Source organism: Sediminitomix flava (genome assembly GCF_003149185.1).
In the GTDB taxonomy this organism is placed as follows: domain Bacteria; phylum Bacteroidota; class Bacteroidia; order Cytophagales; family Flammeovirgaceae; genus Sediminitomix; species Sediminitomix flava.
In genome coordinates, this window is the sequence record NZ_QGDO01000001.1 from 1038624 (window position 1) to 1053727 (window position 15104).

The 15104-nt window shown below is 36.7% G+C and carries 14 protein-coding genes and 11 tRNA genes; 19 read left to right on the top strand and 6 right to left on the bottom strand.

The window, feature by feature from the left end:
* Positions 1-2: 2 nt before the first annotated feature.
* Positions 3-788: a nucleoside triphosphate pyrophosphohydrolase gene (mazG, locus tag BC781_RS03980; protein ID WP_109615940.1), complete on the bottom strand. Its 786-nt coding sequence runs from the start codon at positions 786-788 to the stop codon at positions 3-5.
* Between the two features lie 179 nt (positions 789-967).
* On the opposite strand from mazG, the gene BC781_RS03985 reads away from it, so the two are divergent.
* From BC781_RS03985 to BC781_RS04045, 13 genes are all read left to right on the top strand, one after another.
* Positions 968-1609, top strand: coding sequence for a SprT family zinc-dependent metalloprotease (locus tag BC781_RS03985; RefSeq protein ID WP_109615941.1), 642 nt, complete (start codon positions 968-970; stop codon positions 1607-1609).
* 100 nt (positions 1610-1709) lie between these two features.
* Positions 1710-1791: transfer RNA gene (locus BC781_RS03990), tRNA-Leu, on the top strand.
* A gap of 11 nt (positions 1792-1802) precedes the next feature.
* A tRNA-Phe gene (locus tag BC781_RS03995) sits at positions 1803-1875 on the top strand.
* A 35-nt stretch (positions 1876-1910) separates the two neighbouring features.
* Positions 1911-1983, top strand: a tRNA-Phe gene (locus BC781_RS04000).
* Between the two features lie 35 nt (positions 1984-2018).
* Positions 2019-2091, top strand: a tRNA-Phe gene (locus tag BC781_RS04005).
* A 36-nt stretch (positions 2092-2127) separates the two neighbouring features.
* Positions 2128-2200 (top strand) — tRNA-Phe (locus BC781_RS04010).
* Positions 2201-2257: 57 nt separating this feature from the next.
* Positions 2258-2339, top strand: a tRNA-Leu gene (locus BC781_RS04015).
* A gap of 11 nt (positions 2340-2350) precedes the next feature.
* Positions 2351-2423, top strand: a tRNA-Phe gene (locus BC781_RS04020).
* A 57-nt stretch (positions 2424-2480) separates the two neighbouring features.
* Positions 2481-2562 (top strand) — tRNA-Leu (locus BC781_RS04025).
* 10 nt (positions 2563-2572) lie between these two features.
* A tRNA-Phe gene (locus tag BC781_RS04030) sits at positions 2573-2645 on the top strand.
* Between the two features lie 56 nt (positions 2646-2701).
* Positions 2702-2783 (top strand) — tRNA-Leu (locus BC781_RS04035).
* 10 nt (positions 2784-2793) lie between these two features.
* A tRNA-Phe gene (locus BC781_RS04040) sits at positions 2794-2866 on the top strand.
* A gap of 164 nt (positions 2867-3030) precedes the next feature.
* The gene (locus BC781_RS04045; protein ID WP_109615942.1) at positions 3031-3720 is read left to right on the top strand and encodes an SIR2 family NAD-dependent protein deacylase; all 690 of its coding nucleotides are present in this window, start codon (positions 3031-3033) and stop codon (positions 3718-3720) included.
* Positions 3721-4030: 310 nt separating this feature from the next.
* Here BC781_RS04045 and BC781_RS04050 read toward each other — a convergent pair whose 3' ends face one another.
* From BC781_RS04050 to BC781_RS04060, 3 genes are read right to left on the bottom strand one after another with little or no spacing between them, the layout of a single operon-like run.
* Positions 4031-5494: a sodium:solute symporter gene (locus BC781_RS04050; RefSeq protein WP_317047226.1), complete on the bottom strand. Its 1464-nt coding sequence runs from the start codon at positions 5492-5494 to the stop codon at positions 4031-4033.
* Between the two features lie 57 nt (positions 5495-5551).
* Positions 5552-6760 carry an exo-beta-N-acetylmuramidase NamZ family protein gene (locus tag BC781_RS04055; protein WP_109615943.1) on the bottom strand — a complete coding sequence of 403 codons (1209 nt, stop codon included), beginning with the start codon at positions 6758-6760 and terminating at the stop codon, positions 5552-5554.
* Between the two features lie 13 nt (positions 6761-6773).
* Positions 6774-7697, bottom strand: coding sequence for a hypothetical protein (locus BC781_RS04060; RefSeq protein WP_109615944.1), 924 nt, complete (start codon positions 7695-7697; stop codon positions 6774-6776).
* 225 nt (positions 7698-7922) lie between these two features.
* On the opposite strand from BC781_RS04060, the gene BC781_RS04070 reads away from it, so the two are divergent.
* Positions 7923-9059, top strand: a complete 1137-nt coding sequence (locus tag BC781_RS04070; RefSeq protein WP_109615946.1) for a glycerate kinase family protein — start codon at positions 7923-7925, stop codon at positions 9057-9059.
* 7 nt (positions 9060-9066) lie between these two features.
* On the opposite strand, the gene BC781_RS04075 is transcribed toward BC781_RS04070, so the two are convergent.
* On the bottom strand, positions 9067-9990 hold the full coding sequence (locus BC781_RS04075) for a DUF1835 domain-containing protein (RefSeq protein WP_109615947.1): 924 nt from the start codon (positions 9988-9990) through the stop codon (positions 9067-9069).
* Positions 9991-9995: 5 nt separating this feature from the next.
* Positions 9996-10472 (bottom strand): hypothetical protein, encoded by a 477-nt coding sequence (locus BC781_RS04080; protein WP_109615948.1) that lies wholly within the window; start codon positions 10470-10472, stop codon positions 9996-9998.
* Between the two features lie 200 nt (positions 10473-10672).
* Here BC781_RS04080 and BC781_RS04085 point away from each other — a divergent pair, with 200 nt between their 5' ends.
* The 5 genes from BC781_RS04085 (at position 10673) to BC781_RS04105 (ending at position 15082) form a co-directional block, all read left to right on the top strand.
* Positions 10673-11986, top strand: a complete 1314-nt coding sequence (locus tag BC781_RS04085) for a sigma-54 interaction domain-containing protein (RefSeq protein WP_109615949.1) — start codon at positions 10673-10675, stop codon at positions 11984-11986.
* Between the two features lies 1 nt (position 11987).
* Entirely contained in the window at positions 11988-12521 is a 534-nt protein-coding gene (gene lptE / locus BC781_RS04090; protein ID WP_109615950.1) for an LPS assembly lipoprotein LptE, read from the top strand.
* A 171-nt stretch (positions 12522-12692) separates the two neighbouring features.
* Positions 12693-13886 carry a hypothetical protein gene (locus BC781_RS04095; RefSeq protein ID WP_109615951.1) on the top strand — a complete coding sequence of 398 codons (1194 nt, stop codon included), beginning with the start codon at positions 12693-12695 and terminating at the stop codon, positions 13884-13886.
* 23 nt (positions 13887-13909) lie between these two features.
* On the top strand, positions 13910-14254 hold the full coding sequence (gene secG / locus BC781_RS04100; RefSeq protein ID WP_109615952.1) for a preprotein translocase subunit SecG: 345 nt from the start codon (positions 13910-13912) through the stop codon (positions 14252-14254).
* A 177-nt stretch (positions 14255-14431) separates the two neighbouring features.
* On the top strand, positions 14432-15082 hold the full coding sequence (locus tag BC781_RS04105; protein ID WP_394342323.1) for an O-methyltransferase: 651 nt from the start codon (positions 14432-14434) through the stop codon (positions 15080-15082).
* The last annotated feature ends 22 nt before the right edge of the window (positions 15083-15104 follow it).

The window sequence follows — 15104 nt, forward strand, 5'->3', positions numbered from 1 at the left end:
CTCTATAGACCTAGTTTCTTAGCCTCATTCCACAAGGCATCCATATCTTCTAAAGAAACATCTTCAAATGATTTATTTTGTGCTATCAGCTGTTCCTCCACATAGTTGAAACGTCTGATAAACTTCTTATTCGTTTTCTCTAAAGCTGTTTCAGGATTTACATCTATGAATCGGGCATAATTGATTAGAGCAAAAAGAAGATCGCCATATTCTTCTTCTGTTTTCTCGGTGTTTCCTGTTACTTCTATTTCGTGTTCGAGTTCTTTAATCTCTTCCACTACTTTATCGAAAACATCTTTTCTTTTATCCCAATCAAAACCCACTCCGCTGGCTTTATCTTGAATTCTAATGGCTTTCAGAAGAGCTGGCTGAGATTTTGGAACACCTCCTAATACTTTCTTTTTTTTGTTTCCTTTCTCTTTGAGCTTTATCAACTCCCAGTTCCTTTTAACCTCTTCTTCATCTTGAACTTCTACGTCGCCATAAATGTGAGGATGACGTTCTACCAATTTGTCAGAAATACTATTCAATACATCTGTAATGGTAAAAGCCTCTTTTTCAGAACCTATTTTAGAGTAAAAAACAAGGTGAAGCATTAAGTCTCCGAGTTCTTTTTTCACCTCCTCCAAATCGCCGTCTAGTATAGCATCGGAAAGTTCATAGCTTTCTTCCAATGTCAAGTGACGAAGTGACTCCATTGTCTGCTTTCGATCCCAAGGACATTTCTCCCTCAACTCATCCATGATATCCAATAGACGCTCAAAAGCCTCTAATCTTGCATCTGCCATACTTTTTCTCCTAAATTTCCCTTATTTTGAATTAAGAATGCCGATGAATCCCGTAAATTCACGCTTAGTAAAGAAACAAAGATAAAAACTAGCTTGATACATTTTTAAATATATCAACAAATAATCCCTATTTATTGATAATTTTTTAAAATTTAAGCGGTGAAATAGATTATGTATTAATGAGAGCGCGAATTTCTGAACAATTAGCTAAATATCTTCCAGCTTCAGCTGTCGAATTATGCACTGATTGGGTGATCAATTATAAAATTCAGGTAAAAGTAGCTGCTCCTCGTAGTACTAAAAGAGGAGATTACCGACACCCATTCCAAAATAGAGGGCATCGTATTTCAGTAAATGGAGATTTAAACCCTTACAGTTTCTTAATCACCTTCACACATGAAGTAGCTCATCTTATTGTTTGGAATAATCATAGAAACAGTGTTCTCCCTCATGGGCTAGAGTGGCAACAGACATTTGCTGAACTGCTCAGACTTCTCTTAAAGATGGATATCTTTCCTTCTGACATAAAAACTGCTCTTCTCAATTACATTAGAAAGCCAAAAGCATCTACTGCTTCCGATGCTGAATTATTCAAAGTTTTAGAAAAATACGAAGAACCAGACCCTGCATTGGAAGGCTTAGAACTTTATTATGTAGAGGAATTGAACGATGGGACTATATTTAGAATGGAAAATGGGCGAATATTTAAAAAAATTCACAAGCTCAGAAAATATTTTTTATGTGAAGAAATCCCTTCAAAAAGCCTATTCAGAATCAATCCATTAGCCCGAGTGGTTGTCTGCGAAAATATGAATCATTAGGCCTGTATTGAACATTTTCAAGTAATAAAATAGAAAAATACATTTGCCTAGTATTAAAAAAATCCGCACCTTTGCATCGCTTTTTACGAAAGCGATCAACGCGGATGTGGCGAAATTGGTAGACGCACTAGACTTAGGATCTAGCGCCGCAAGGCGTGGGGGTTCGACTCCCTCCATCCGCACATAATTACTAGGTGCTGTAGCTCAGTTGGTAGAGCATCGGACTGAAAATCCGTGAGTCGGTGGTTCGAATCCACTCAGCACCACAAATGATCGTCTTCATAAAAAGCAGCCTTTTAAAGGTGCTGTAGCTCAGTTGGTAGAGCATCGGACTGAAAATCCGTGAGTCGGTGGTTCGAATCCACTCAGCACCACAAAATGGTCATCATATAAAAGCATTACTTTTAAAGGTGCTGTAGCTCAGTTGGTAGAGCATCGGACTGAAAATCCGTGAGTCGGTGGTTCGAATCCACTCAGCACCACAAGATGATCATCATATTAAAAGCATTCTTTTAAAAGGTGCTGTAGCTCAGTTGGTAGAGCATCGGACTGAAAATCCGTGAGTCGGTGGTTCGAATCCACTCAGCACCACAAGTCTTTTTAGCAGCTTAAGACTAAAAACATAATCTGCGAAGCATTAGTAAAGATGCGGATGTGGCGAAATTGGTAGACGCACTAGACTTAGGATCTAGCGCCGCAAGGCGTGGGGGTTCGACTCCCTCCATCCGCACATAATTACTAGGTGCTGTAGCTCAGTTGGTAGAGCATCGGACTGAAAATCCGTGAGTCGGTGGTTCGAATCCACTCAGCACCACAAGTCTTTTTGGCAGCTTAAGACTAAAAATATAATCTGCGAAGCATTAGTAAAGATGCGGATGTGGCGAAATTGGTAGACGCACTAGACTTAGGATCTAGCGCCGCAAGGCGTGGGGGTTCGACTCCCTCCATCCGCACAAATTACTAGGTGCTGTAGCTCAGTTGGTAGAGCATCGGACTGAAAATCCGTGAGTCGGTGGTTCGAATCCACTCAGCACCACAAGTCTTTTGGCAGCTTAAGACTAAAAACATAATCTGCGAAGCATTAGTAAAGATGCGGATGTGGCGAAATTGGTAGACGCACTAGACTTAGGATCTAGCGCCGCAAGGCGTGGGGGTTCGACTCCCTCCATCCGCACAAATTACTAGGTGCTGTAGCTCAGTTGGTAGAGCATCGGACTGAAAATCCGTGAGTCGGTGGTTCGAATCCACTCAGCACCACTTTTAATAGTATCGCGAGGCTATCTCATTTCATGAGTTAGCCTCTTTTTTTATTTAAGCTCTAAAAGCTCAATTTTATTGACTTTATTTATAGTCTCTTTTTATCTATTACACATCTTTTATAGACAAATCATTCACTATTCAATTCTTTAATTTCTATTGATATGAAAATTGTAGTCTTAACAGGAGCAGGCATAAGTGCTGAAAGTGGAATCCCTACCTTTAGGGCGTCTGATGGATTGTGGGCAGGATATGACATTAATGATGTGGCAACTTATGACGCTTGGAGAAAGGACAAAGAACTTGTCTTACAATTCTACAATGAGAGAAGGCAAAATGCGAAGCAAGCAGCTCCAAATAAAGGACATTTACTTTTAGCCGAATTAGAGAAAAAACACGAAGTAACTGTCATTACTCAGAATGTAGATGATCTTCATGAACGCGCTGGTTCGTCTAAAGTAGTTCATCTTCATGGCTCTTTATTTGAAGCCAGAAGTACACTCGATGAAAGACTGGTTTATGATATAGAAGGGGATATTCTGATTGGAGATAAATGTGAAAAAGGCTCACAACTACGACCAAACATCGTATGGTTTGGTGAAGCTGTACCAATGATCGAAAAAGCTGCAGAGATTACAGAAGAAGCCGACATATTTCTTATTGTTGGCACATCTATGCTTGTTTATCCTGCCGCAGGTTTGATTCACTCTACCAAACAAGAGACTCCAATCATTGTAGTGGATCCTAACAAACCCGATATAGGCGGTGTGTTAGGGATTCATTTTATAGAAGAAAAAGCGAGTACAGGTATGCTAAAAGCAATTGAAATTATAGATCAACTTTCTAAGAATTAAGCTAAACACAAGTAGGTGGGCATCTATTTCGAGATAAAACTTAACTGTTCTTAGAGTTTTTTCTCTAAGAACTCACAAATGGATAGAGAGGCGGAAGCAGTTCTTCAGACTCAAATTTTTAGCCAATTTTGAAGTCTAAAGACTCCAGCTTTCACCGAGAAATCCTTAGATCACTTCGTTAACTCTAAGGATAGCTACACTCGTTCTCTTTTGTCCTAGTACTGATCAGGTATATATAAAAAAACCTTCTATCAGAAACTTTAAGTATTTCTAATAGAAGGGGTTTATTTTTGCTGTTCTCTTAAATTGGTTAACTCCTTAATTCTTTTCGACTTGACACTATCCAAAGTCCTATCATTGTAAAGACTGCATTTACTAACAATATTTCAAAACCAAATTGGTATCCCCAGAACAACTCTTGTGAGTAAGTATTCAGTACCCAAGAAAGTAAGGGTGATAAAATACAAATCAGAGGCACCCACTTATCTTTGATTACTCGTTTATTAGACAAACCGAATGCAAATAAGCCCAACAAAGGTCCGTAGGTATAACCTGCCACCTTAAATACAGTAGTTACCACACTATCATCTTGTAGAATTCTAAAGATGACAATCACTGCAAAGACCAAGGCGGAGAAACCAACATGAACCATTCTGCGTACCTGCACTTCATGTTTACTTGGTTTATAGCTATGGTTTAAGAAATCTACACAGAAAGAGGTGGTCAGTGCTGTCAATGCAGAATCCGCACTAGAGAAAGCCGCAGCAGTAATCCCAAGTAAAAAGAGGATTGCAATACTTTCTCCAAAGTAATTCATGGCTAAAAACGGGTATATTTCGTCTGTTTTCGTAGGCAATTGAATCTGAAAAGCATCACCATATTGATACAAGAGTACACCTAAGGACAAGAATAAAATAGTTGCTACAAAAAAGGCTAAAGAGAACCAAATGATATTTCGTTGGGCATCTTTCATAGAACGACATGTCAAGTTCTTTTGCATCACATTCTGATCTAAGCCATTCATTGCAATTGCTATAAAAACACCTGCAATAAATTTCTTCCAAAAGAAGTTCTTAGATCTCCAATCCCAATTGAAAATCGTGGATTCTTCTCTTGAAGAAATGCTTTGCCATAAATGATCAGACAATTCCAATTTAGAAGCTAAAAATACAATGGTTAATACAACTGCCGATAATAGAAAAAATGTTTGAAGGGTATCTGTCCAGACTATTGTTTTTATTCCTGATTTGTAAGTATACAACCAAATCAAAAGCAATGTCATTAAGACGGTCATCCAGAAAGGAATGCCAAAATGATCTGAAATGGCAATTTGAAGTACACTAGCTGCAAGAAAAAGTCGGAAAGAAGCTCCGATCGTTTGGGAAAGTAAAAAATAGAAAGAACCTGTTTTATAGCTAGACACGCCAAATCGTTCTTTCAGAAACTCATAAATAGAAACCAATTCTAATCGGTAAAAAATAGGTATAAGTACCAAAGCAATAAGCCAATATCCAACTACATTACCCATGACAAATTGTAAATAATGCCATGACGAATTCCCGACTTCACCCGGTACCGAAATAAAGGTTACACCCGAAAGTGAAGCTCCAATCATCCCGAAAGCAACCAAATACCAAGGCGATTTTCGATTCCCTGTAAAGAATGTAGCTTCATCAGAAGACCTACTCGTCCAGTATGAAATCCCCAATAAAAATAAAAAATAACATACAACCACTCCAATGGTTAAGCTTGGTGAAATCTGTTGTAGCTCCATAATTAAAAATTAGATTAGAAGTATTTTATGTTTGTTTGTCAATTCTAAAAAGTCGGACTAATTAGGGTAAAGAAGGTATTTTTCTCTCATCTGATTGTAAGCTGCAAGGTCAGAAGTCCAAGAATCTTCAATTTCTTTTAAAGAAGTTCCCGACTCTATTTGCTTCCTCAATACATCTGTACCAGCTAATAAATCCATAAACTTCGGACGATCTATAAATTTCTCATGCCCTAGACTATCCATTTTTTGATACCAATCCATAAAATAAGAAAGCGTAAACTTAGCGTCTCCAGAATTGCGAAGATCTAGCCCATAACACTTTTTATCTTGAAGTTTCGGATACATAGACGCTCCTTTTATTGGAATAGGTGTAAAGCTAAAATCACCAAGATTTTCATCGGGATAGCCAATAACTTGAAAAGGGAAATTTGTACCTCTACCAATACTTACCACTGTAGGCTCAAAAAAGCACAAAGACGGATAAAGTCTGATCGATTGATGATTTGGAAGATTTGGTGAAGGTTTAATAGGAAGAATGTATTGCTTCTGATGGTCGTAATTTTGGACTTTTACAACTTCTAGGTCACATTTAGCTTCTGTTTCCATCCAGTTTTCCCCATTGATCATTTGCGCAAGCTCGCCAACTGTAAGCCCATGTACTACAGGTATGGGTACAATCCCTACAAAAGATTTGAAATCGGGATTTAAAATAGGGCCTGCGGTATAGTCTCCTAATGGATTTGGTCGGTCTAAAATGAGTAGTTTTTTCCCTTGCTCGGCACAAGCCTCCATTACATAATACATGGTACTTATGTAAGTATAGAATCGAACTCCTACATCTTGGATGTCAAAGATGACTAGATCAATATCTTTCAACATCTCAATAGAAGGCTTTTTCAGCTTTCCATAAAGAGAAATAATAGGCAAACCTGTTTCAGGGTCAAGACTGTCATTTACTTTCGCACCTGCATCAGCTTTTCCTCTAAAACCATGTTCTGGGGCAAAAATGGTTTTGATTTTTACTCCACGACTTAGTAAAGTATCGACAAGATGTGTTCCATCCACTACTGAGGTGTGATTCACAACTAAAGCTACCTTTTTTCCTTCAAGAGAAGGGAGATAAACATCTAGCTGATCTGCTCCACAAATAATCTCAGACTCACGTTCGTCAGTGACCTCTACCGTAGCTCTATTTTTTGTTTGCTCTTGACAAGCCCAACCCAAAAAAGAGAAAAGACTTAGTACAAACAGTAATTTCGTATACATGTGTTTTCGAAAGCTATTGAACCATAAAATTGGACTCTCCGATTTTAGACTCTTTAGAATAAAGCTCAACTGTATATTTACCTTTAACTAATAATGTTCGGGTACAGTCAAGGCCAAACTCATTATTCAAAGTATTCGGATATTCAATTTTTTTCTTGTCGGTATAAAATAGCTCCTTCTCCTTCACCTTAAATTTACCAGATGAATTCTGCTGATAAATCACAGCTCCTCCTGGCTCAATAAGTCTGAGAATAATTTCTTTCGGCCCTTGATCAATCAGTGGGTTTTGTTCGAGTGTAAATAGAATTTTGATCAGTTCAGTTTTTCTAGGGTTGAAAACATCTGCGTCAAAGAAACTGCCTTTGTTATTTTTACCCGTAAACTGAATAGCTGTCGCTCTCAAAATAGAAGCTTCCTCTACTAATTGTGTCAGATGACTATTTTCAGATTCCAACTCTTTGATTTGAGCCTTCATATTACTTTGAGCAATTTTCAATGAATCATTCTCATCTGTCAGTTGCTGGAATCTATGATTTAAGGATAGGATATCTTTTTCTTTTTGCAATAGAAGGGCTTCGTAGTGCTGAACTTTCAGCCTGATATTTTCAAATTCTTCAGAAGTGAGGTTTTGTGAGACTTTTAGGGTTTGCTTTTCTTTCTCCAAATCTTCCTTAATCATCATCAGCGCATCCACATTTCCATTAAGTTCCTCAATTTCTCTGATTTTGGCATGAAGTTCATTCGAGATAGAGTCTAATTTATCATAGGTGTTAACAAGCTCTAGCTCTTTGTTTACAAGTATCTTTTCATCCTCTAACTGAAGATAATCATTATAAAACCATTGCATTCCATTAATGAGTAATAATACTGCAATTAGTAGAATCAAAATATTGGTTTTTCCTTTAACAATTTTCTTATCCTCTTGATTAGTCTTCATACTTTATTATGTTTAAAAACATAAACATTAGAAGTTCACCTCTCCCATGCTTCCCAAAAAAGTCTTTTTTCTTAATATCAGTATTATTTAAGATACTTCTACTGTATATAACTAAGAAATGAATCCACAAATTATATTGATAAGTAGTATCTTCCAAAAGCTTTTCGAAATCCTTCAAAAATTACTTATAAAAAGTCATATTCAGCTCAAGTTAAATAGAATAACATGAATATCTTAATTGCCATAGACAGCTTTAAGGAATGTTTGAATTCTTCCGAAATATCAGAAGCTATTGCTACAGGCATCTCTAAAGTGGATAGCTGTATTTCTATTACCCAAAGAAGCTTAGCTGATGGTGGTGAAGGAACTTTAAATGCGTTTAATGACAGTTTAAAAAACAGAGTTAAGCTATCGACACTCGATCCTCTCGGACGAAGAATCGATGCTGAATATGGAATTCTAAAAACTAACACCGTCATCATTGAACTAGCACAAGCTTCGGGTTTGGAGTTACTTACCAAAGAAGAACAAAACCCTCTGATTACCTCTACTTTTGGAACAGGTTTGCTCCTAAAAAAAGCAATAGAAGAAGGATATCGCAATTTTATCATTGGCTTAGGAGGAAGTGCTACAAATGATGCAGCTACAGGTTTATTGAAAGCTCTTGGGTTTCAATTTCTAGATCATGACAAATCAGTCATCGAAAAAGAAGGTGGGCAAATTTTGGAAAGCATTTGCTACATAGATAATTCTCAAGTGATTGAATATTTAGATGAATGTACTTTCACACTTGCTTGTGATGTTCAAAACCCTTTCAGTGGAAAAAATGGTGCTGCATATATTTTTTCACCTCAAAAAGGTGCAACAAGAGAAGACGTTGAAATACTTGATCGAGGTCTGGTTTCTTTTTCAGAAGTCATTAAAAAAGAAATTGGAATTGACATTAATCCGATTGAAGGTGCTGGCGCTGCTGGTGGAGTTGGAGGAGGATTAGTCGCATTGCTCAATGCAAAGATCAAATCGGGAATTGAGCTAATTATTGAGAATATAGGCTTAGAAGAGCATATAAAAAACGCAGATTTGGTTTACACAGGAGAAGGTAAATTAGACAAACAAACCTTGCAAGGTAAAGTACCTGTCGGAATTGCTAAAATCTGTATGAAACACAATACACCTGTCATCGGAATTGGAGGGGTAATTGACCTTGATGCTATTGAAGGATTAAATCAACATTTTACAGCATTATTTTCCATTCAAACAGAACCTTGTTCAAAAGAACTTGCGATGCAGCCAGATTATGCAAAACAACGATGTGAAAATATCGGAATGCAAAGTTTTAAATTAGTCAAAGCATTTAAGTAAGCTCATGTTATTTATCTAAAGTCTCAGTCATCGGATTGTATGAATAGTCATCGGCTGGAAAAGGGTAATCTTTCATCTTATCGAAAATAAATTTCTCTCCATTCAACACTTTAAGACCAAGCTCATTCAAAGAAACCTCTTCATCTTTTTGATCAAAAAACACAGCTAACTTATCCATATAATTGAAATACTGAAGATCACCTAAACCATATTGATCTTTGGTCAAAAGCATTTCTCGGACAATTTTCCTATCGGGTATTCCATTATGTTTCTGAACAAAAGTCAGCATCGAATTTTCTAACTCACTTAAACCATTAACTACCGATGGATACCTCTTCATTTGAAGTTTGAGCGCTGGAATTAAGTATGGAAAACTAAGCTTGCACTCATTTTCTAAATTAAAAATAGCTTTATAGTCTTGTGCTAAATAATACTTCCAAACTCTTGAAATAAGCTGAAGGTCAGCCATAGAAATTTCAAGGCTGTTACTCATTAATTTTGAATATGCTTTAGGAGAAAAATCACTCAGTGTCTTCCATTTATTTTCTGATTCATCATAGCCCGTACAAATCAATTGAAGGCTTACTCCCTCCTTTAAATTTTCAGCTATGAAAGCCAAAACAGCTAGCATATTCATCTGACAGAATAAATCATACTCAAACCATAAATAAACCTGCTGATAATCATTTATATGATGCAGATTCTTAAATGTCTCACTGCTTTTTGCTACATATTCTAGTGCATCAACCTCAAAGTAATCTTGAAAGAAATTTGATCTCATTTCCCAAAATGGACGATCAAAAAGTTTTTTACTCAATGGCCCATCGCACAATACTTCTCGACAAACACAAATATCTCCTTCAATCGCTGTTTGCTTGAAAATTTCAGCAGTAGAATCTCCATTAAGAATATGTAGTGTTGTCTGTTTCATAAGGCTTATTTTTTCCAACGATTAAAAACAATATCTGAAATGTATTTTGGCTCATAAAATGCAAATTCGGCAAATTCGATATCAGCCAAATCTTTTACTAACTGAACACAAGTAGGATGATGTCCGTTGACGGGAGTTTCAAGAGTAGCTTTTGAAAGTACTTTTACAGATTTCTGAAAAAATGCTTCCACCAACTCTGGAATATCCAAAAACTCAAAACTTCCAAAGTTATTTTTGGAAATAGCCATCACAGGAAAATATTTATGACTCAACAACAACAAAGCGACATCATCATACTTAAACTTCACCAAAATATAGGTATGATCACTGCTTTGCCGATCGATTACAGCTTTTGAAAAATCAATTTTAGAATCTGTAAATACTTGTTGAAGAAATTTATCTAGATCAAAAGGTTCCTTTTCGTAATCTTGCGGGAAAAATCCTGATATGTAGGTTGGCAAAGGTTTTTCAAAAACTTTCATAAGAATTTGGGCTAAATCACTTTTTTGAGAATGTTTAAATGCATTGAAAGTTGAGTGAATTTCGGGTCAAATTTTCAATGATTATTAATCCCAGCTAAAATACTTTAAAATGCATGGACACTTTGCTATTTTTTCTGTGAATTATCACTATAAATCTGCATATTTGTCAGTGTCATTTAGTCAGATCAAAATTAATAACCGTGTACGATCAAGAAATACAATCCGTTAAGCAGCGTTTCGGAATTATCGGAAACTCACCCAAACTCAATCATGCTATTCAAGTAGCTGTGCAAGTGGCTAGTACTGACCTTACAGTTCTCATCACTGGTGAAAATGGTAGTGGTAAGGAATCCTTTTCCAAAATAATACATCAGCTTGGTCAGCGCAAACATGGACAATTTATCGCGATCAACTGTGGAGCTATTCCTGAAGGAACAATAGACTCAGAGTTATTTGGACATGAAAAAGGCGCATTTACAGGTGCTCAAGAAGCTCGTAAAGGATATTTTGAGGTAACTAATGGCGGTACAATTTTCTTAGATGAAATAGGCGAAATGCCACTCAAAACGCAAACACGTTTATTGAGGGTTTTAGAAAATAAAGAATTCATTCGTGTCGGTTCTTCAAAAGTTCAAAAGACAGATGTACGTGTGGTTGCTGCCACAAACCGTGATCTGATGGAACAGGTTGAAAAAGGGAAATTTAGAGAAGACCTTTACTACCGACTTAATACTGTACCTATCATAGTTCCTCCATTAAGAGAACGAGAAAACGATATATTATTACTGTTTAGAAAGTTTGCTAGTGACTTTGCCGAAAGATATCGCGTAAAGCCAATTATGCTGACTGACGAGGCAAAAGAAATAGTTTTAAACTTCAGATTTCCTGGAAACATTCGTCAGCTAAAAAACTTAGTTGAACAAGTTTCTGTACTCGAAATCGATAGAAATATAGATGCGACTACCATCAGTAAATACTTACCGAGTGAATCGCGTAGAATGATGCCTGCCTTAGTTCCAAACAAGGAAGAAGACAAAGGGCTCAATGAACGTGACCTGCTATACAAAGTTCTGTTTGATATGCGAAAAGACATGACAGAACTTAAAAAGATGGTATTGCAGATGGCGCAAGAAGGAGGACAGGCGGCTCCACAACTGATTAAAGATAATCATCACCTTTTCAACGATATTGAGACTGATGATGCTTACGATTCAAATCATCTGATAGAAGAAGTACCAACGGTTCAACCAACGACACCTTCTCTTCCTTCAACTTACATGATTCAACCTTCTGAAGAGCGTATCGAACCACGTAAAGCGGTAGATTACGACAAAGTTGAAGATATCATTCATGAAACTGAGGACGAATCTTTCTCTCTTCAGAAACAAGAGAAAGAGATGATTGTAAAAGCACTAAGAAAGAATAACAACAAACGAAAATATGCGGCTAGAGATCTTGGTATCTCTGAACGTACGCTATATAGAAAAATCAAACAATATGAGATTGAGGATTAAGATGAAGAGGCTAAACCACTTTTTTAAATACTTCACCTTTATCGGAATTTTATTGCTGTGCAATGCTTGTACAGGATTCCGATTCACGTTTTCTGGGGTAAACCTAGACCCGAACGTAAAAACATTTTCTGTTGAGACTTTTGACAACAGAGCACCCGATGGACCATCAAACATGGGAATTGTATTTTCAGATGGTTTTAGGGATTATATGGCCAGAAATACGCCACTTACCCTAGTTCCACAAGGCGAGCAAGGAGATCTTCAGTTTGAAGGAACAGTAACAGGTTACAGAATTACACCAATTTCTCCTGGTGCGAGTGAATTGGAAAATGCCGATTTTCAACGTTTGACCATTACAGTAAAAGTAAATTTTGTCAACAATTATGACGATCAGGCAAACTTTGACCAAAACTTCTCGTTCTATTTCGACTTTGAAGCAAGTCAGAATATTACATCGGTTGAAGCAGAGGCCTTAGACGTAATCTTCGAGCAAATTTACTTCGATGTATTCAACGCATCGGTTGCTACTTGGTAAGATTAACGAACGAAGAAGACACTGTTTCTTTATTGTAACTGTTTTATTATCAAGTCATGATACTGAAGTAGTAATTTTTGAGATTTCTTTATGCAAAAGAATCTCACAAAATTACTATTTTAGTATTTTGTACTTTCTTTCGCTTCAGAAACTATTAAAATAGGTTGGCTCGTGGACAGATTACTTTTTTCAGAATTGCTGATGAATCCTCAGGATGTATCACTTGAACATAAAGAAGATTTAGTTAAACTGACTAAAAAATACCCTTATTTTCAAGCCCCTCAAGTTTTATTGGCTTTATCTGACCGAACTGATACAGATCAGATCAAGAAAGCTGCTGCTTACTCAGTCAATCGTTCGGCATTAAAGGCACTTATCAACGAAGATTTTAATGCAAATGTAAACCTTCACAATGTTCAAAAACTGGACATTCAGACGGAAAGCATTAATGCATTCGAAAGATTGGCCGACAATTCTAAAGTACAAACCCAAGAAAGTACAGTACAAGAAAAAGAAGTTACTACTCTGGTAGAAGAACATGTAGAAGCGTCTTCCACTACAAGTCGTGAAAGTGAAAATCATTCGGAGCAAACATCTGCTTCAGAACCCTCTGAAGAAGGTGGTGTTTTAGCCTTTTTACTTTCAAATGTAGAAGAGGAAGAAAAGTCAGAACAAATCCGAACATCTCTTTTTGAAGAACAAGAACCTGAAGCAATCGAGGAAAACATTCCGACTTCTACTCCTAGTCCTGTAGAAGAAGAAAATGATGAACTCGTTGTCAAAGATGATGATATTGGAGAAATTTGGGCTTCAGATATGGTCAACCGCTTGAAAGGTCTCGAAATGATGCGAGAAGAACTCAAAGCGGAACAGTCTGAGGATGTAGATAAAGAAATAAACGGAACGGAAACTAAAACAGAACAACTTTCTGAGGAAAGTGAAGAAGAACTTCCATTGTTTAATCCATTTGGTAAAGGGAGTTCAGTTGATCATAAAAAATTGAGCACAGATGATTCGTGGGCATTTGAACTTCATAAAGAAATGTTCCCTGAACATTTGGAAGAATTAGAGGAAAAAGAGGAGAAAATGGAGATGGAAGAAAAAAAGGTGATCATTAATAATTTCATTAATGAAAAACCTAGGATTAACATTGATAGAGATGAATTGAAAAAAGACATTCAAGACTTAGCTGGTCAAACTTCAAATCATTTTATGTTTAATCCATCCGAAAATTTTGCAAAGATTTTAGTTAAACAAAGAAAATATAAAGAGGCTATACACATTTATGAGGAATTAATCTTGAAAAATCCCGATAAAAAGTCTTACTTTGCAAGCTGTATATCAGAAATTAAAAAGGAAAGTTAATTTTTTAGATTAACATTATATATATGACAACTTTCATCATCGCAGTAATTATTGTAATTGCTGTTTTACTCGTATTGGTCGTGTTGGCTCAAGATTCTAAAGGCGGTGGATTAACCGGTATGGGTGGTGCCACTCAGATGATTGGAGCACGTAGAACTATGGACGGCATTGAAAAAGCAACTTGGGTGCTTGCTGCTCTTATGATGGTTCTTTCTGTAGGCGTAAACATGTTTATCGATCCTACTGAAAGCGGAAACGTAAACGTCTCTAACACTATTGAAAGTGTTGAAGCACCAGCCACTAGCTTGGAAGTTCCAACTACTGGTGAGGAAACTCCAGCAGGGGAATCAACACAAGACGCTGAATAAGCTGAAAAAAGATCAAAATATTAAAGGCTCACTTCTCCGGAAGCGAGCCTTTTTTTATTTCCCAAGCCTCAATGTTCATTTCATTTAACAAGTTCTAGTGCCTGAAAACCCATAAATGCCACGATTTTTCGTAAAATTGCAGTTCATAACGTAAGAACAAGAACAGTTTACGATTCAATTCATCCTATGAATACACTTGCTAACAAAGCACTCGAAAAGTATGTAGACGATCATACATCGCTTCAAGATGAAGTACTTCGAAAGTTAGAAAGAGAAACCTATCTTAAAGTAACTCAAGCCCATATGGTTTCTGGGCACTTACAAGGGCAACTACTTACAATTTTAGCTAGGAGCATGAATGCAAAACGCATTCTGGAAATTGGTACATTCACGGGCTATTCTGGAATTTGCTTGGCACGAGGATTATCAGAAGGTGGAAAATTGTACACTCTTGAAGTCAATGAAGAATTGGAAGAAATGATTCGTAAATACTTTGAAGAAGCTAAACTCTCTGACAAGCTAGACCTTCGTTTCGGAAATGCCCTAGACATTCTTCCTGAAATTGACGATACCCTTGACCTTGTTTTTATAGATGCAGATAAAGGAAACTACGACAAATACTTTGAACTAGTAATTGATAAAGTCCGCACAGGTGGGCTGATTATTGCAGACAATGTGATTTGGAAAGGAAAAGTTTACGATGAAAATGCAAATGACAAAAAAACACAAGTCATCAGAGACTTCAACAAGAAAGTTCAAGATGATCCTCGTGTTGAAAATGTTTTCCTTCCAATCAGAGATGGCTTACTGATTGCATGTAAAAAGTAAATGCATCTGTTACTTTTACCAA